Source organism: Streptomyces sp. CA-179760, assembly GCF_050937045.1.
Taxonomy (GTDB): domain Bacteria; phylum Actinomycetota; class Actinomycetes; order Streptomycetales; family Streptomycetaceae; genus Streptomyces.
The window spans coordinates 5263675-5280392 of record NZ_JBNJLZ010000001.1; the positions used below are offsets into that span (position 1 = coordinate 5263675).

Genomic DNA, 16718 nt, shown 5'->3' on the forward strand with positions numbered 1-16718 from the left:
CCCAAGACCCGATCTTCACGGAAGGTTCACAAGTTTGCTAAGTTGACCGCTGCGTGCGCGACTTCCACCGAAAAGCAGGTGCTCTCGTACGCTTTCGGACGGAAGGAGCGCCCTTCACATGGCGTCGGAACGTGAGGGCGAGGGCCCGAGCCCTGACGAGGTCCAGCGGTGGGTCAACAGGCTCTACGACCGGGCCGAGAGCGACACGGGCAGATACAACGCGACCCGCGCCGCTTCGCTCCCACGCCAGCGGGACGCGGTCACGCGTGGCCGGTCCCAGGAGGACACGGAGCCCGCGGCCGGAACCTTCGCCCGCAAGTGGTTCGACTCCGCCCGTGCCGCGTTGGGCCCGATCGTGCCGGCGACGCTGCCGGACAGGAGGCCGCCGGCCCGTCCCGAGCGCGCACCCGAGTCCGTACGCCCCGCGCGCCAGGCGGAACGTCCCGCGGAGCCCCTGGCCCTCGAAGCGCCCATGCCGCCCAGGCCGCCCAAGCAACCCAAGCCGCTCACCGGTGTCGCACGGGAGCTGACGGGCGGCCTCCCGGAAATCCCGGCCCAGCGCGTCGCACCGGCTCTGCCGGGCGAGTCCCGCAGGGACGAGACCGCCTGGCCGGGTGACGCACTACCGGTCCTCGGCGGCGACGCGGCGGCATGGCCGCTGTACGAGCCCGTACCGGCTCCCGTGCCGGTGCCCACCCCGGAGCCCAGCCCTTTGTCCGGCCCGCAGCTCACCATGACGCTGCCCACCGTCCCGGACCCCACCGCGGGTACGGCCTACGACACCGGCCTCCCGGAGTTCTGGACGCCTGCCCTGGCAACTCCTGCCCCCGCTCTCGCTCCGGCAGCCCCCACCGAGCCGGTCACCGAGCCGGTTACCGCACCCACCCCCTCCAACGGCTTCACCCCCGCCCCCTACGGCGGATCATGGCCGTCGCCGGACAGCGGCGGCCACCGCACCCGCGCCGAGCGAGTGATCGCCTTCGCCCGGGAGCAGATCGGCAGGCCCTGCGTATGGGGCGCGGTCGGGCCGGGATCGTACGACGCCCCCGGTCTCACCCAGGCCGCGTGGAAGGCCGCCGGTGTCACGCTTCCCCGGACCGTCCAGGCCCAGTGGGGAGCGGGAACGCAGGTCCCGCTCGCTGACGCCCAGGCCGGAGACCTGGTCTTCTTCCATGACGACCCCACTCACGTCGGCATCTGGATCGGCGACGGGATGATGATCCACGCCCCGGGCCCCGGAGCACTCATCCGTGAGGAGTCGGTGTTCCTCGCCGGGCAGTCGGCGATCAAGGGCGCGGTCCGCCAGGCCTGACGCCGCTCTCCGCTGCTCAGGCTTCAAGGCGCAGCTCCGCCCACACCGTCTTGCCCACCGGGCGGCGCGGCGCCGACCCCCAGCGCACGGCCAGGGCGTCCACCAGGAGCAGCCCCCGGCCGGACTCGCCCTCGGGATACGACGAGGGCGCAGCCGCGGGCAGCCGCTTCGCGGAGGCGGCGTCCGCGACCTCGATACGCAGCAGGTCCGCCCCCCGGTCGAGGGCGAGCCGGAGACCGAAGTCCCGGCCGGGGACACGGCCGTGCCGCACGGCGTTCGCCGCGAGTTCCCCGACGACGAGGGCGACCGCGCAGGAGGCGTCCGACGCCGACGGGTAGCCCCGTTCCTCCATCCATCGGACGGCGTGACGCCGGGCGAGCTGCGCACCATGCGGGGAGGAGGGGAACTGCAGGGCGAGCGGCTGGAGTTCATGCTCGCCCCCGGGGTCGCGGTTTCTGTCAGCACGGCCTGTTCGTCCCTTTCCGTCGAGCGAGGATGTATCACGACGCATATGAGTCGTCACGTTCCGTGCTCAAGGATCGACGGATCGTCCTACGCTCGACAGGTGGTGCAGCCTTACTTTTGAGGCGGTAAGGAACGGAAGTGATGCCTTGGCCAACGGAATTGACCCCAGTGCGTCGATGGCCGCCCTGTTCGGTGTGCGGGTGCGCAGGCTCCGGACGGCGGCGGGACTGACCCAGGCCGAACTGGGCGACCGAACGCATGTGGTGAGCACGCGGATCACCCAGGTCGAGCGGGCGTCCGGAGCGAAGCCGACGCTGGGGCTGGCGCGTGCGCTGGACGCGGCCCTCGGCGCGGACGAGTTGCTGGTGGAGCTCTGGCCGCACGTGTACCGGGAGGCGTTTCCGGACTGGTCGCGGAGGTTCATGGAGTACTCGGAGCGGGCGGTGGCCATCCGCGAGTACGCGGCTCATGTGGTGCCCGGCTTGCTGCAGACCGGGGACTACGCGCGTGCGGTGCTGAGCGTCGGCCGGACCCTCGGCAGCGAAGCGCAGTTGGAGGAACGGGTCGCCCTTCGCCTGGGGCGGCAGGAGCGTCTCGGCATGCCCGGTCGGCCCGAACTGTGGGTGGTCCTCGACGAGGCGGTGCTCCGGCGACCGGTCGGCGGCCGGGCGGTGATGCGTGAGCAGTTGGAGCGACTGCTCAGGACCAGGGCGGAACCCCACGTCACCGTGCAGGTACTGCCGTTCGACCAGGGCGAGCACGAGGTCATGGGCGGTTCGCTCACGGTGCTCACCATGCCCGACGGCTCTGAGGTCGCCTACACGGAGGGCGCGCACTACGGCCAACTCATCGAGGATCCGGACGAGGTCAGGGACTTCGCGCTGACTTACGATCGGCTGCGGGCGGCAGCTCTGCCCCCGCTCATGTCGCTCGACATGATCCGATCCGTGATGGAGGACAACCACCGTGGAGCGAACCTCCCGTCCCGATCTGAACGGCGCCGTCTGGCGCAAGAGCAGCTACAGCAATCAGGAGGGCGGCAACTGCGTGGAGGTGGCCGACGGGTTCCGGGCCGTCGTCCCGGTCCGTGACAGCAAGGCCCCGCAGGGTCCGGCGCTGTGCTTCGAAGCCGCTGCCTGGGCCACCTTCATAGGCGAGTTGAAGGCCGGGCGCGACCGTTCCTGAGGCAGCCGGTTTCCGGTCGCCGTCCGTCTTGCGGGCTCACCGGGCCCTTGTCCACGAGGGTCCGGCGGGCCGCTGACCTCCTGAAAGAACCGGGGGAAAGAACTACCCGCCCACCCACCCTCCCCACGCCGGGAGGCGGGCGTCACCCGTCCGAGTGACCGGCTTGCAGCGACGGGTAACGGACCGTTACGTTCGCCGCGACAACCGCAAACAGATACGGCCCCCGGCCGGGACGGCAATCCCGATCGAGGGCCTGACCGATCAGGAAGTGAACGCCTTCCCGATGGATGACTCGCAGTCTAACGCGCGCCTGCGCGCCGAGGCCGGACTTCCGACCTCCGGCGTGATCCACGTACACACCCGGCTGACGGCCGACTTCACGGTGATCTCCAACGCCCTCGCCCAGCGACGCGGCAGCGCGGTCACGATCGGCGTCGCGGCGTACATCTCCTCCCTGCCCGACGGCTCCCCCGTGAGCATCGCCGCCCTGTGCGAGCACTTCAGCGAGGGCGAGATCCTCATCTCGCGAGCGCTCAGGGAACTCGAAGCTGCCGGACACCTGGAACGCCGCCGCGAACGGACGCCCACCGGCCAGGTCCGCACCCGCACATACTTCTACGACGTACCCGGCGACACCTCCGACGACGAACCGCCGAAGCCGCCCCGCCCCCGGCCCGCGCCCCGACAGGAAAGTGCAGCGCCCGCTCCCACTCCCGCTCCCACACCTGGGGAGTCCGGCAGCCCGGCGCCCGCACTCGCCGATGCGAACCCCGAGGCGGTCGCCGTACTGACCGCCCTGCGCCGCATCGACCCCCGCCTCGTCCTGTCAGCGCAGGAGGCCGCCCGCCTGGCTCCGGCCGTCGCCGAGTGGCTGGCGGCCGGTGTCGGACCCCGCGAGATCACCGAGCTGCTGACCACAGGACTCCCCGACCGCTTCCGCGCCCGACCGGCAAGCGTCCTCGCCTTCCGGCTGCGGGAAACGCCGCTGTCCGTGCCGCCCCGGGCACCGCTTCCCGCGCCGGACGAGCGCCCGGCCGTCCTGCCCTTCCAGACCTGCGACGGTTGCGAGCGAGCCTTCCGCGCACCCGAGCCCGGCCACTGCGGAGACTGCCGACGACGCGCCAGTGGCCTCCCGGCCGCCGCCTGACCGACGCCCACGACTGGGCCGCCGAGGTCGCAGAGCCTCGTCGCTCACGGGTCATGTCCCTGCCGGAAGGCGGAGAAACACGTGTCGGGCAACGCCAGGTCACCAAGGTCACTTGTCGCTGGTCAGGGCGTTCGTGACGGCCACAGAACCTGTCTGGACTGCTTCCACAGCCGTACCGCCGTGCTGTCCGCCGTATCCTGACCGCACACGGGAAGGAGCCGTCCATGAGCGTCGACGCGATCGTGCACACCGAGTTCCCCAGGGGATACACGGTCCTGTTCGGGGCCGACGGAAAGGTGATCATGACTCCGCAGAGCGAAGAGCACTCGAGCACCATCAGGTCGATGCAGATCGACTCCGCTCTCGCCCTCGGCCGTCATGCGAAGGTCACCTCCGATGTCTACATCGACTTCCCCGCCGACGAGAACTCCGCGCCCGACCTCGCGATCCTGAGGGAGGACGCACGCAAGGAGGGCAAGCGCTACAGCTTCGAGGACGTCCTGCTGATCTCCGAGGTCGTCTCGACCTCCTCCACGCGCAAGGACTATGACGACTGCACCGCGAAGTACGGCCGTTACGGCATCCCGATCTACCTGGTCGTGGACCCGTACGCGCAGGAAGTCGTCCTGCACACCCAGCCGACCGCCACCGGTTACATCGCGGCGCACACGCACAAGTACGGCACGGGCAAGCTCCCCATCCCTCTGGCCGACGGCCGCACCTTCACCCTCGACCTCGACGAACTCCCGCGCCCGGAGCCCGAGGCAGACGCCCGCTCATGAGGGTTTTCCGGAGGTGGGATTTTCCGGAGGTGGGAATTCCGGAGGCGCGTTGATATCAACGGTGCTGGAATCGTGCAGGGCCCAGCCGAGGAGAATCGTTGAGCGCGCGCATCCTGGTCGCCGAAGATGACGAAAAACAGTCTCGTCTCATCCGGATTTATCTGGAACGGGAAGGCAACGCCGTGCAGGTCGTGGCCGACGGCCGGGCAGCGCTGGAGCGGGCGCGTTCGACGGGGCTGGATCTCATCGTTCTCGATGTGATGCTGCCGCTCGTCGACGGACTCGACGTATGCCGCATTCTGCGTGCCGAGGCCTGCGAGGTGCCGATTCTGCTGCTGACCGCGCGCAGCACCGAGGAGGACATGCTCCTCGGCCTCGACCTGGGGGCGGACGACTACCTCACCAAGCCGTACAGTCCCCGCGAACTCACCGCGCGGGTACGGGCGCTGCTGCGGCGCTCCAGGAAAGGCGGCGCGGCCGGCACCGAGGTGCTGCGGGTCGGCGCGGTCGAACTGGACACCGCCCGCTTCGAGGTCCGGGTGGCAGGCCGCCCGGTGGCGCTGACCTCCAAGGAGTTCTCGATACTGGAGGCTCTGGCCCGCGAGCCGGGTCGGGTGTTCACCCGGGCCCAGATCATCGAGCGCGCCTTCGGCTTCGACAGCGACGTACTCGAGCGCACGGTGGACGCCCATGTGCGCAACCTGCGCCGGAAACTGGGGGACGACCCCGCTCGGCCGCGCCATCTGGAGACCGTGTACGGCCGGGGATACCGCCTGGTGGACGGCGCGGCGCCCACCCGAGCGCCCGCGGGGTCCTGACCGGGGTCGATCATCCGGCGTCATCCGGCGTCGGCCCGGTCGTGGCGAGCGTGACGGTGAAAACCGTGCCGACGCCGACGGTGCTCTCCACGGCGATCGTCCCCTGGTGGTCGGTCACGATCTGGCGGGCGATGGACAGCCCCAGGCCACTGCCCCCGGTGGCGCGGCCCCGCGCCGCATCCGCCCGCCAGAAGCGGTCGAAGAGATGCGGCAGATCCTCGGCGGGTATTCCCTTTCCGGTGTCCCGCACCTGAAGGAACACGAGTTCGCCGTCCTCGGCCTGGGCCAGGGCCAGGGTCACCGTGCCACCGGGTGCCGTGGCCCGCAGCGCGTTGCCGACCAGATTGCCGACGACCTGGCGCAGTCGGTCGGCGTCGGCGATGACGTCCACGGGTCGCGGCGCATCCAGCCGCAGAGCGACTCCCGCCGCGTCGGCCTGGGCACGGTGAGCCGTACCGGCGGCTTCGAGGAGCTCGCGCAGATCGACGCGCACCGGGTGGTAGGTGAGCGCACCGGCCTCGGCCAGCGCGAGATCCTGTAGGTCGTCGACGATCCGCTGCTGCAGCAGCGCCTCCTCGTGGAGGGAGTCGAGCAGTTCGGGGGTCGGCTCGACGACCCCGTCCCGCAGGGCCTCCAGATAGCCGCGCAGATTGGCCAGCGGGGTGCGCAGCTCGTGGGCGATGTCACCGGTGAGGCGGCGCTGGCGTTCCTCGACGGCCTGTATGGACTCCGCCATCCGGTTGAAGGCACGGCCGAGTTGGGCGATCTCGTCCCGGCCGGAGACGGGGACCCGCCGCCCCAGGTCTCCCTCGCCCAGCCCCCCGGCGGCCAGGGTCATGGCACGGACCGGGCGCAGCACCGCCCGGCTCAGGAGCAGCGCGCCGACCACGGCGGCGAGGGCGACGCCCCCTGCGACGGCCATCGTGGGCGCCGCGGCCAGGGTGGGCGGGGACTCGTCCCGGACGCCGAGACGGATCACCAGGCGCGGCGGGGCGGCGGAGCCCACGCGCTCGTTGAACACCCGCTGCAGGCAGGTGGTGAACTGCTGCTCCGACTCGCAGGTCCGGATCACCTCGAGGTCCTGCGCGGTCCGTGGGTCCGGTTCGCCTTCCGGCTCCTCGCACTGTCCCGGCCGGCGCTCCGTGCTGATCCGCGGCACGCCGGTGTCGTCCGGCGGCGCCGTCACCTCGGCCCCCGCCCGGGTCAGACAGGCCGCGTACGCCGCTTCGGCGCGGTACTGGGCGATCGCGGTCGCCGTCAGCTTCATCGAGGTCCGCGGCAGCTGTCCCGCGGGGATGCGCAGGAGGGGACGCGGGTCGACCAGCACGGGCGGCTGGTTGCTCACCGGGCGGGGGCACGGCCCTCGAGCGCGTCGGAATCGGCGAGCAGGACGTCGTTCTCGGTGGCGACCCGGATGCGCTGGCCGGTGTCCTCGGCCAGGCGGCTCACCGTCGGCGAGAGGCCCTCCCAGGTGCCGTGCGCGAACCCGTACGCGCGCAGATCGCCGGTGATCCGGGAGACCTCCTGCCGTCCCGCGGTGACACTCTCCCGGACCTGGAGATTCGCCTGACGCAGGGTCAACCAGGCGGTGGCGGCGGTGGCGGCCATCGCGACCAGCATCAGCAGGCCGAGTACCCGGAGCCGGAAGCTCATCGCGTGCCACCCCGTCTGTTTCCGGCCGAAAGGAATGTGGAGTGGCGCATTTCCTCTTCCAGTGTTTTCGGTCGCTCATGGGTAGTAATTGGACGGTTGGGGGCGGAATGCTTTCTTCAATATCTTTTCGACTGTGATCGTACTGACGCACTTGCACACCGATTGATGCAGTGGTCGCTGATTCGCTCAGGTGTCATCCAACTACCTGGGGAAGCAGCTCCAACGGAGAACGCATTTATGGGGGTTCAAAAGTGAAGCGTCGAATCGCGGCTGTCGTACCCGCCCTGGCGGCGGTGGCCATGGCCGTCCCGCTCGCCCTCTCCACCCCGGCCACCGCGGCCGCGTCTTGCGGCAGGACCGCCTCCGACATGGACAGCAGCGCCTGGAACAGGACGGCCAACGGCGCCAACGAGAGAAGCGGATCCAGCACCGGCTGTGCCAGCAACGGCATCGCCTACAACACCCACCGCCTCGACTACCACTGTTACACGCGCATAGGCGACACCAGCGAGACCTGGACGTACCTCCGCAACGACAACACCGGTAGGTCCGGCTGGGTCCGCGACGACCTGCTGAGCGACGGCGGCAGCCTCATCTACTGCGGCTTCTAGTACACCCGCCGGCGCTCCGGCAGGAGCGCCGGGCAAGCGGGACTGATGGTGCGTCAGGGGCGGTCTCGCCGAGGCCGCCCCTGACCCGTACGACGGACCGGCCGCTCAGGAGCCGGACAGGGCCTCCGTAGGTGACAGCCGGCTCGCCCGTACCGCCGGATACAGCCCGGCGAGCATGCCGATGAGCAGAGTGCAGCCGATCCCCGCCGCACTCGCCCACACCGGGACGACCGTCGGCCAGTCGCGGCTGAGGGCGTAGGCCGCCGTGATCGCCGTCCCCAGCACCGTCCCGCCGAGGCCGCCGATGAGCGACAGCAGCAGCGACTCCGTCACGAACTGGGTCCGGATCTGGCCGCGGGTCGCCCCCAGCGCCCGGCGCAGGCCGATCTCGGGGCGCCGCTCCAGGACCGAGATGACCATCGTGTTGCCGACCCCGACGCCCCCGACGAGCAGCGCCACGCCACCGAGGCCGAGCAGCAGCCCGGTGAGCGCCGACTCGGTGGCCTCGCGGGCGGCGAGCGCGTCGGAGGGCCGGGAGATCCGGACCTGTCCCGGTTTCTCGGGGTACGCCGTGGCCGGCAGCACGCCCCGCACCTCCGCGATCTGGCTGTCCTCGGAGCGGACGTAGACCGTCGACGGATGGCCGTCGAAGCGCAGGTACGTCCGGGCCGCCGGCCAGCCGACCAGCGCCGCGCTGTCGAGCTCCGGCGCGAGCGGTACGGGATCGAGGACGCCGACGAGGGAGAACCAGCGGTCGCCGAGCCAGACCCGGGTGCCCGGTGTGTACACGTCGAGCCGGCCCGCGGCCGTGGAGCCGAGCACGACCGCCGGGTACTGCTCGGTCGCGGAATCCAGCCAGCGGCCCCGGCGGATGTGACCGCCGACGGCCGGGAGCAGGTGCCGGTCGGCCGCGAGGACCTCGAGGGAGCCGGTGCGTCCGATGGCGATGTGCTCATTGCGGTAGATGTGTGCGCTGGTCGCGCCGGTGGCGGCGACCTGCCGCACGGGCGGGATACGGCCGATCATCGCGACGGCCTCGTGGGGCAGCTTGGCCTCGGTGCCGTCGAGCGAGTCGCTGGGGGCGACCCGCAGCAGGTTGGTGCCGAGCGCGTCGAGTCGGCGGTCCACCTCCGCCCGGCCGGAGCCGGAGATTCCGACCACCGCGATCATGGCGGCGACGCCGATCGCGATCCCGAGCGCGGAGAGGAAGATCCGCAGGGGACGGGTCCGCAGCCCGGTCCCGCCGAGCCGCACGATGTCCTGAGGACCGAGGCGGGCGGCCCGAAGCCGGCCGCCCGTGACACCGACGTCACCGACGTCACCGACGTCACCGACGTCACCGACGTCACCGACGTCACCGCGCACTCGTCCGCGGCCACGTCCGTCGCCCCCGCGGGGGCCGGACGGCAGGGCCGGTGGGGCGTCGTCCCCGGGCGGGCCGTTCGTCGTGTCGTCGGTCATCGGACCGCCTCGCCCGGCGCGGCACCGGTCGCGGTGTCCGCCACCACGCGGCCGTCGCGCATCTCGATACGGCGGGGCAGCCCGGCCGCGATCTCCCGGTCGTGGGTGATGATCACGACCGTGGTCCCGGCGGCGTTCAGCCCGCGCAGCAGACCGAGTACGGCCTCCCCGGAAGCGGAGTCCAGGTTGCCGGTCGGCTCGTCCGCCAGCAGGACCGCCGGTTCGCCGGTCACCGCCCGGGCCACCGCCACCCGCTGGCGCTCACCGCCGGACAACTGGTGCGGGAGGTGGTGGACGCGGTGGCTGAGGCCGACCCGTTCCAGCGCCACCGCCGCGCCGGCCCGGCGGCGGCGCAGCGGTACTCCGGCGTACAGCAGCCCGTCGGCCACGGAGTCCAGGACCGGAACGCCTACCGCCAGATGGAACTGCTGGAAGACGAAGCCGATCCGGGTGGCCCGAAGCGCCGATACCTCACGGTCCGTCAGCTTCGCCACGTCGTGGCCGTCGACCAGCACCCGCCCGGCGGAGGGCCGATCGAGGCTGCCCATGAGGTTCAGCATGCTGGACTTGCCCGAGCCCGACGGGCCGACGACCGCGACGAGTTCGCCGCGCCCGATGCTCAGGTTCACGTCCCGTACCGCCGCCACACCGCCGGGGTACGTCTTGGAGACCGCGTCGAACTCCACGACGGCCGATGCTCCGCTCACTCCGGGATCCTCACGTTCATGCCCTCGCGAACGGCGCTTCCGCTCACTTCCACCCGGCCGTCCGCGAAGAGCCCGGTCTTCACCGCGACGAACCGGCCGTCCGCGGTCTCCAGGCCGTGGCCGCCCTCGGCCAGGGCGACCAGGGCGGCGACCGGGACGGTGAGGACGTCCGCCCGTTCCCGCCCCACGTACTCGACGGTGACCGGCGCGCTCTCCAGCCGTCCCACGGATTTCTGGTCCTTGATGGTGAGGGTCACCGGAACCGTCGGTGTCGCGGAGTCACCCTCCCCGCCGCCCTCCTCGGGCGCGGTCGCGCTCTTCCCTACCGAGGCCACCTCGCCCTTCACCGATTTCCCGTCGGGCAGCCCGATCGTGACGGCGGCGCCGCGCACGGCCCAGGAGTCCTCCGCCGCCGAGGCGTTGACGACGACCTTCCGAGACGTACCGGTGTACGTGAGAACGTCATCGGTGGCCGGCGAGCCGAGCCGGACACTCGCGTGGCCGATGCGTACCTTGCCGGCGGAGTAGACGACGTCCCCGATGCCGACCGTGCCGGTCTGGGGGAGCCCGAGGGACTTCTGCCAGCGCTTGACCGCGCGGGCGGTGAGGTCGGTGAACTCCTCGTCGACCGTGAAGCCGGTGTAGCCGAGAGCGGCGAGATCGCTCTCGAACTGCAGGACGTCCATCCCGCGCAGCGTGCCCCCGGTCCCTCCGGCCGCCGCCCCGGCCCCGGCGCCCCCCGGCGTCGGCGATCCGGAGGGGTCCGGAGCCCCGGGGGCCTCGGCCGTGCGGCCCTGGTCACCCGAGCCCTGGATGTCCCCCTTGGCCCCGGCGTCCTGCTGTGTGCCCTGCTGAGTGTCCTGCCGGGTGCCCTGCTGGGGGCCCGCGGTCAGGCCCAGCTCCCGGTACATCGGCAGCGTCCCGTACAGCAGTACCACCGGCCGGTCGTCGACGCGCAGCAGCGTGCCGCCGCGCTCCACGGTCGTGCCCTCCTTGGGCAGCCAGGTCACCGTGCCGGTCGCCTTGACCGGCAGCGGTATCTCGGTGCCGTAGCCCAACTGGCCGTCCACCGTGGTGCGTTCGGTCAGTGTGGTCCGGGTGACCGGGACGGTGGAGCCTGAGCGGGGAGGGGCGGAGGAGCCCTCCTCCGCCCCTCCTCCGCCGAGGCCCAGCGCACCGACCACGGCGACGGCCGCCACGACGACCAGAGCCGAGGCCGCCAGGACCGTACGCCGCCCGCGCCGACCGTGCGGCGGCGGCGCGGGAGCCGCCCCGCGCTCGTGATCGGTCTGCACAACCGTCTCCGCCATCGTCAGCCCTTGCCCGCGGGCTGGTCCGCCGGGTCGCCGATGATCGGAGCGCAGACACGGGTGGCACGCTTGGCTCCCGCCGACGTCTGGTTCCAATCGGAGCCCTGCGCGGTCCCGTCGGGGCCGGGATCGGGGAAGTCGGGGGCGCCGTTCTTCTGCATGCAGTCGGCGTAGTCGCGCTTGACCTTGATCTGCTCGGGGGTGAGCTTGGGCTGGTTGGCGTTCTCGAGGCTCTCGGGGACGGCCGCCTTGAGCGAGGCGCACTTCTCGGAGGCGTCCAGGAACTTCGTGTCCTTCTTCAGCGCCGCGTTGTCGCCGAAGTCGACCTGCCCCTTGGTGTCCGGGTCGGGGGCGTCGACCCCGTTCTTCCGCAGGCATTTCACCCACTCGCGCTGGGCGTTCACATACGCGGCCACGTCGTCGCCGACACTCGGCGCGGTCGTCTTGCCGGACGCCTTGCCGCCGCCCGCCGTCGGGACCTTCGGGGTGTCGCCCTCGCCTCCGCAGCCGGCCAGGGTGATCGCCATGACCGACACCGTCACCACGGCCATCAGCACCCGGTTAGTCCTCATCGGTTCTCCCGCCTCCCGTCCCGCCCGACCGCGAGCGCGGCGAGCGTCCCGACCGTAGGCCGGAGGTGATGAAGAACTCTTGAAGAACCTGTCATCCGGCCATGCGGCCCGCTTCGGACGGGACGCCACAGCAGCCGACGACTGGCCCCATGGGGCGGTGGGGTCAGCGTACGAATGCCTTGCGGAGCCGGTCTGCCGCGTCCGCCAGGACCTCTGTGCGCTTGCAGAAAGCGAACCGCACGAAGGGCGCGCCCGCCTCCCGGTGGTCGTAGAAGACCGCGTTCGGGATGGCGACGACGCCCGCGCGCTCGGGCAGCGCGCGGCAGAAGGCGAAGCCGTCGCTCTCGCCGAGGGGGCGGATGTCGGTGGTGATGAAGTAGGTGCCCGCCGGCCGGTAGACCGCGAAGCCGGCGGCGGTCAGACCGGCCGACAGCAGGTCCCGCTTGGCGAGCATGTCGTCGCGGAAGGCGGTGAAGTAGCTGTCCGGGAGGGCGAGCGCCTCGGCGACCGCGTACTGGAACGGCCCCGCCGAGACATACGTCAGGTACTGCTTCGCCGAACGCACCGCCGTGACCAGCTCCGGGGCCGCCGTCACCCAGCCGACCTTCCAGCCGGTGAACGAGAACGTCTTGCCGCTGCTCGAAATGGTCACCGTGCGCTCGCGCATCCCCGGGAACGTCGCCAGCGGCACGTGCTCGGCCTCGTCGAAGACCAGGTGCTCGTACACCTCGTCCGTCACCACCAGCAGATCGCGCTCCACCGCCAGCTCGGCGATCGCGGCCAGCTCCTCGCGGGTGAGGACCGTGCCGGTGGGGTTGTGCGGGGTGTTGATCAGCAGCAGGCGGGTGCGGTCGGTGACGGCGTCGCGCAGCTCGTCCAGGTCGAGGCGGAAGCGCCCCTCGTCCTCGTGCGCCCGCAGGGTGACCGGCACCCGGCGCCCGCCCGCCATCGCGATGCACGCCGCGTACGAGTCGTAGTACGGCTCCAGGGCGATCACCTCGTCGCCGGGCTCCACCAGCGCCAGCAGCGAGGCCGCGATGGCCTCCGTGGCCCCGGCGGTGACCAGGACCTCCGTGTCGGGGTCGTAGGAGAGGCCGTAGTGCCGCAGCTGGTGGGCGGTGATCGCGGTGCGCAGCTCGGGGACGCCGGGCCCCGGCGGGTACTGGTTGCCGCGCCCGTCCCGCAGGGCCCGTACGGCGGCCTCCCTGATCTCCTCGGGGCCGTCGGTGTCGGGGAAGCCCTGGCCGAGGTTGATGGCACCGGTGCTCAGGGCCAGGGCGGACATCTCGGCGAAGATCGTCGTGCCGAACTCGGCGAGCCGGCGATTGAGGAGGGGGCGCGCGCTGGAGGTCATGCCGGTCATCCTCCGCCGAAGCTCTGGACTTCCTCAACTCTGCTTTGGGGCGTCCGAGGGCCGGGCATCCCCTGTTCACGCAAGAGCGAGGCGCCCACGGGGGGCCGCTTCGGGGGAAACGAAAGGAGGGTGACGCCATGGTTATCGGCATCATCCTGGTGGTGTTCGCAGTCATCCTGATCGCGGCGCTGGTGTCCGGGGTGCGCAGGGGCGGTTCCGGGCGGACGTCGCGGCGCGGGATGGGGACGTCCTCCGGTTCGGCGAGCAGCGGTGGTAGCTGGTGGGCCGGCGGGGGAGACTCCGGCTCGTCCGGTGGTTCGTCCTGCAGCAGCGGCTCGTCCTGCGGGGGCGGGTCGTCCTGCGGCGGGGGCGGTGGTGGTGGCGGTGGCTGCGGCGGCGGCGGAGGCAGCTGACGGCAGCGCCTGCCTTCCCCACGGGGAAGCCGCACTCACCGAACGCGGGGTCCGCATCTGGGGCGGGCCCCGCGTTTCCGTGCCGGGGGATCCCGGAGTTCCCGTGCGGCGGAGCCGTCGAACATCTGTTGGGCAACTGAGTGAGGTCTCAGACAACGTCGCATGCCTGTAGGACAGACGCGTCCATGGGACGGCGTACTCGGACGTGACTCCGGCAACTGCGCCTGTCAAAGGGGCATTTCGCGGGCGCCTTCCGGATCCGGGCGCCCGTTCGTCCGGGCTCCGGGCGGGAGCCCCGGCGCAACGGCGTACGCCTCCCCGGCACCGGCGCACGCCGTAGTTGAACAATTGAGCTGTAGAGCCCTCTGAGGGATGGAAACCCTACGAACTTGGGTAAAAACGCTGTGGCGGCGCCGCAGTTCATGATTCCCTCTAGAACACCAACGCAGCCCCTCGGACGCCCTGCGGACACCCTTCTGAAACCGGCCGACCGGGTTGATCCGGGCCGTGACCCCCGAGGCGACCGGGGCGCAGCGGGCCCATCTCCCTCTCCTTGTGTGCTTGCGGAGCCGATCCATGCTCACGACCCTGAACACCTCCTACACCGACACGCGCGCGACCGATCTCGCATGGGCGCTGGGGCGCGAGCCGCTTCCCGCACTGGCCGCACTGGACCTCGAACTGACGGGCGCGAAAATGCAGTTGCGGCTCCTCGGTGCGTCCCACCAGGTCCTGCTGGAGGAGGAAAGGGGCATCTGCTCGGAGACGGTGGCGTGCATTCCGGGCAGCAGCACTCCGCTTCCGCTCGGCGTCGCCAAGCGGGTGGGCGACTGGGAGTACGAGTTCGCCGCCCGGGTCGAGGTCCTCTCACCCGGCTCCTTCGAGGGCCGCGCCCAGGAGTTGCTGGCCCTCGTCTCCGACCACCCGCACGGCCTCGCGGGCATCTTCCCCGGCAGCCCGCACGCCTTCACGGCACTGCTGGCCCAGCACCACGAGGGGCAGGTGCACTGGCGGACCTGGCACGCGTACCCGCAGGACGGCCAGTTGGTGGCGACCCGTACGAGAGTCGGCGTACGGATGCCGGTGGCGGCCACCGCCAACTGAAGGCCGGGCCGGCGCCGCATGAGGCGAACCCCTTCCCCGTACCGATACCGGACCTCTGTAAACCAGCATCACACGTGTGGGTGACGGACCGCAGTCGAGACGTGACGTAACGTCGCAGCGTGATCGAGCCGCACGTGCCCGCCCCGCCCGGTTCCCCGCCGCCCTGGAGCGCCCCGAGCGGCCCCGACGGCCCGGCGCCGCTGCCCGTCCGGCCGGGCACCGGACGGTTCCTGGTCCTCGCGGGCGTGTTCGTCTGCGCGGCCTGCGGACTCGTGTACGAACTCGAACTTCTCGCCCTCGCCTCCTACTTGATGGGCGACTCCGTCACGCAGGCGTCCGTCGTGCTGTCCGTCATGGTCTTCGCGATGGGCATCGGCTCCCTCGCCGCGAAGCGGCTGCGCGGGCTCGCCGCGGCCGGATTCGGCGCCGTCGAGGCCACGCTCGCGCTCGTCGGCGGATGCAGCGCGATGGCCCTGTACGCCGTGTTCGCCTGGGGCGGTGACTGGGGTGGCGACTGGGGCGGCATGGAGGCGAGCGGCCCCCGCTGCCTCCTGGTCGCCTTCTCCCTCGCCACCGGACTGCTCATCGGCGCCGAGGTCCCGCTGCTGATGGAGCTGATCCAGCGCATCCGCCGCCAGGACGCGGGCGGCGCCGTGGCCGACCTGTCCGCCGCGGACTACGTCGGCGCCCTCGTCGGCGGGCTCGCCTTCCCCTTCCTCCTGCTGCCGTTCCTCGGCCAGCTCACCGGCGCGCTGCTCACCGGCGCCGTCAACGCCGTCGTCGGCGGCGCGCTGGTGCTCGGGCTGTTCCGCCGGGACCTGACCCGGCGCGCCCGCTGGCTGCTGCTGCTCGCCAACGGCCTCGTGCTCGCGGTCCTCGCCTCGGCCGCCGTCCTCGTCGACGACTTCGAGCGGGCCGCCCGGCAGGCGATGTACGGCAGGGACGTCCGCGTCGCGCTCCGGACCGGCGTCCAGGAAGTCGTCCTCTCCGGCGGCACGCACGGCCGGCCCCTCGCCCTCTTCCTCGACGGCCGGCTCCGGGTCAGCGGACGCGACGAACTCCGCTACCACGAGGCCCTCGTCCACCCCGCCATGACCGGGCCGCACGCGCGCGTGCTGATCCTCGGCGGCGGCGACGGCCTGGCCGCCCGCGAGGTGCTGCGCCACCCCGGAGTGGACCGGGTCGACGTCGTCGAACTCGACGCAGAGGTGGTACGGCTGGCCCGCACCGACCCGGGCCTGTCCGCGCTGAACCGGCACGCCTACGGCGACCCGCGCGTGCACGTGACGATCCAGGACGCCTTCGGCCGGCTGCGCGAAGCGCCCCCGGCGGCGTACGACGTGGTCGTCTCGGACCTGCCGGACCCGGGGATCACGGCGAGTACGAAGCTGTACTCCCAGGAGTTCTACGGCCTCGCGCGACGCGTGCTGGCCCCCGGCGGCCGGCTCGTGGTGCACGCCGGGCCGGTCGCGGCCGGCCCCCGCGTGTACTGGACGGTGGACGCCACCCTGCGCGCCGCCGGCTTCCGCACCGCCCCGTACGCCACGGGCGGCCGCCGCGCCGGCTTCGCCACGGGCCCCGACCGCACCCTCACCGACCGCTCCCGCGCCCCCCGCGACTGGGGCTTCGTCCTGGCCGCCCGCACGGAACCACGACTACGCCTCGCCCCGGACGGCCCGCGCCCGCGGATCCTCACGGACGCGTCCCTCACGGCGGGGGCGCGGGCCGCGCGGGGAACGCGGATCGCGGGGCTGCCGGCGTCGACGCTGCCGCATCCGCGGTACTGAGGGGCCGGGGCAGCGGAGGATACGCCGGGCGGACCCG

The 16718-nt window shown here is 71.9% G+C and carries 18 protein-coding genes; 10 read left to right on the forward strand and 8 right to left on the reverse strand.

Translation table 11 applies throughout. From position 1 onward, the window contains the following. Nucleotides 1-118 precede the first annotated feature (118 nt). A complete protein-coding gene (locus ACQEV8_RS23850; protein WP_432963533.1) occupies nucleotides 119-1312 on the forward strand; it encodes a C40 family peptidase in 1194 nt (397 codons plus the stop codon). 16 nt (nucleotides 1313-1328) lie between these two features. Here ACQEV8_RS23850 and ACQEV8_RS23855 read toward each other — a convergent pair whose 3' ends face one another. Then, nucleotides 1329-1823, reverse strand: coding sequence for an ATP-binding protein (locus ACQEV8_RS23855; protein ID WP_432963536.1), 495 nt, complete (start codon nucleotides 1821-1823; stop codon nucleotides 1329-1331). A 130-nt stretch (nucleotides 1824-1953) separates the two neighbouring features. Here ACQEV8_RS23855 and ACQEV8_RS23860 point away from each other — a divergent pair, with 130 nt between their 5' ends. The 5 genes from ACQEV8_RS23860 (at nucleotide 1954) to ACQEV8_RS23880 (ending at nucleotide 5709) form a co-directional block, all read left to right on the forward strand. Continuing rightward, nucleotides 1954-2868, forward strand: coding sequence for a helix-turn-helix domain-containing protein (locus tag ACQEV8_RS23860; protein ID WP_432972944.1), 915 nt, complete (start codon nucleotides 1954-1956; stop codon nucleotides 2866-2868). Next, nucleotides 2831-2962, forward strand: coding sequence for a DUF397 domain-containing protein (locus ACQEV8_RS23865; RefSeq protein ID WP_432972947.1), 132 nt, complete (start codon nucleotides 2831-2833; stop codon nucleotides 2960-2962). Before ACQEV8_RS23860 ends, ACQEV8_RS23865 begins: the two co-directional genes overlap by 38 nt. A 283-nt stretch (nucleotides 2963-3245) precedes the next feature. Beyond that, nucleotides 3246-4109 carry a hypothetical protein gene (locus ACQEV8_RS23870; RefSeq protein WP_432963539.1) on the forward strand — a complete coding sequence of 288 codons (864 nt, stop codon included), beginning with the start codon at nucleotides 3246-3248 and terminating at the stop codon, nucleotides 4107-4109. A gap of 224 nt (nucleotides 4110-4333) precedes the next feature. Then, nucleotides 4334-4891: a Uma2 family endonuclease gene (locus ACQEV8_RS23875; RefSeq protein ID WP_432963542.1), complete on the forward strand. Its 558-nt coding sequence runs from the start codon at nucleotides 4334-4336 to the stop codon at nucleotides 4889-4891. A 98-nt stretch (nucleotides 4892-4989) separates the two neighbouring features. Continuing rightward, on the forward strand, nucleotides 4990-5709 hold the full coding sequence (locus ACQEV8_RS23880; RefSeq protein WP_382588089.1) for a response regulator transcription factor: 720 nt from the start codon (nucleotides 4990-4992) through the stop codon (nucleotides 5707-5709). 10 nt (nucleotides 5710-5719) lie between these two features. Here ACQEV8_RS23880 and ACQEV8_RS23885 read toward each other — a convergent pair whose 3' ends face one another. Then, nucleotides 5720-7054, reverse strand: a complete 1335-nt coding sequence (locus tag ACQEV8_RS23885; protein ID WP_432963546.1) for a sensor histidine kinase — start codon at nucleotides 7052-7054, stop codon at nucleotides 5720-5722. Continuing rightward, complete coding sequence (locus ACQEV8_RS23890; RefSeq protein ID WP_432963549.1) at nucleotides 7051-7362, reverse strand: hypothetical protein; 312 nt, start codon at nucleotides 7360-7362, stop codon at nucleotides 7051-7053. Before ACQEV8_RS23890 ends, ACQEV8_RS23885 begins: the two co-directional genes overlap by 4 nt. 251 nt (nucleotides 7363-7613) lie before the next feature. Between ACQEV8_RS23890 and ACQEV8_RS23895 the strand changes: the two genes are divergently transcribed. Beyond that, on the forward strand, nucleotides 7614-7973 hold the full coding sequence (locus ACQEV8_RS23895; protein ID WP_432963552.1) for an SH3 domain-containing protein: 360 nt from the start codon (nucleotides 7614-7616) through the stop codon (nucleotides 7971-7973). A 105-nt stretch (nucleotides 7974-8078) separates the two neighbouring features. Here ACQEV8_RS23895 and ACQEV8_RS23900 read toward each other — a convergent pair whose 3' ends face one another. From ACQEV8_RS23900 to ACQEV8_RS23920, 5 genes are all read right to left on the reverse strand, one after another. Then, a complete protein-coding gene (locus tag ACQEV8_RS23900) occupies nucleotides 8079-9434 on the reverse strand; it encodes an ABC transporter permease (RefSeq protein ID WP_432963555.1) in 1356 nt (451 codons plus the stop codon). After that, nucleotides 9431-10141, reverse strand: coding sequence for an ABC transporter ATP-binding protein (locus ACQEV8_RS23905; RefSeq protein WP_432963558.1), 711 nt, complete (start codon nucleotides 10139-10141; stop codon nucleotides 9431-9433). The genes ACQEV8_RS23900 and ACQEV8_RS23905 overlap by 4 nt, the downstream gene beginning before the upstream one ends. Beyond that, nucleotides 10138-11451, reverse strand: coding sequence for a peptidoglycan-binding protein (locus ACQEV8_RS23910; protein ID WP_432963561.1), 1314 nt, complete (start codon nucleotides 11449-11451; stop codon nucleotides 10138-10140). The genes ACQEV8_RS23905 and ACQEV8_RS23910 overlap by 4 nt, the downstream gene beginning before the upstream one ends. Nucleotides 11452-11453: 2 nt before the next feature. After that, complete coding sequence (locus ACQEV8_RS23915; RefSeq protein ID WP_432963564.1) at nucleotides 11454-12023, reverse strand: hypothetical protein; 570 nt, start codon at nucleotides 12021-12023, stop codon at nucleotides 11454-11456. 163 nt (nucleotides 12024-12186) lie between these two features. After that, nucleotides 12187-13386 carry a pyridoxal phosphate-dependent aminotransferase gene (locus ACQEV8_RS23920; protein WP_432963567.1) on the reverse strand — a complete coding sequence of 400 codons (1200 nt, stop codon included), beginning with the start codon at nucleotides 13384-13386 and terminating at the stop codon, nucleotides 12187-12189. A gap of 128 nt (nucleotides 13387-13514) precedes the next feature. Between ACQEV8_RS23920 and ACQEV8_RS23925 the strand changes: the two genes are divergently transcribed. The 3 genes from ACQEV8_RS23925 (at nucleotide 13515) to ACQEV8_RS23935 (ending at nucleotide 16681) form a co-directional block, all read left to right on the forward strand. Beyond that, on the forward strand, nucleotides 13515-13790 hold the full coding sequence (locus ACQEV8_RS23925) for a hypothetical protein (protein WP_432963570.1): 276 nt from the start codon (nucleotides 13515-13517) through the stop codon (nucleotides 13788-13790). Between the two features lie 576 nt (nucleotides 13791-14366). Further along, nucleotides 14367-14894 carry a DUF2617 family protein gene (locus ACQEV8_RS23930; protein WP_432963573.1) on the forward strand — a complete coding sequence of 176 codons (528 nt, stop codon included), beginning with the start codon at nucleotides 14367-14369 and terminating at the stop codon, nucleotides 14892-14894. A 119-nt stretch (nucleotides 14895-15013) separates the two neighbouring features. Next, a complete protein-coding gene (locus ACQEV8_RS23935) occupies nucleotides 15014-16681 on the forward strand; it encodes a polyamine aminopropyltransferase (protein ID WP_432963576.1) in 1668 nt (555 codons plus the stop codon). Nucleotides 16682-16718 lie beyond the last annotated feature (37 nt).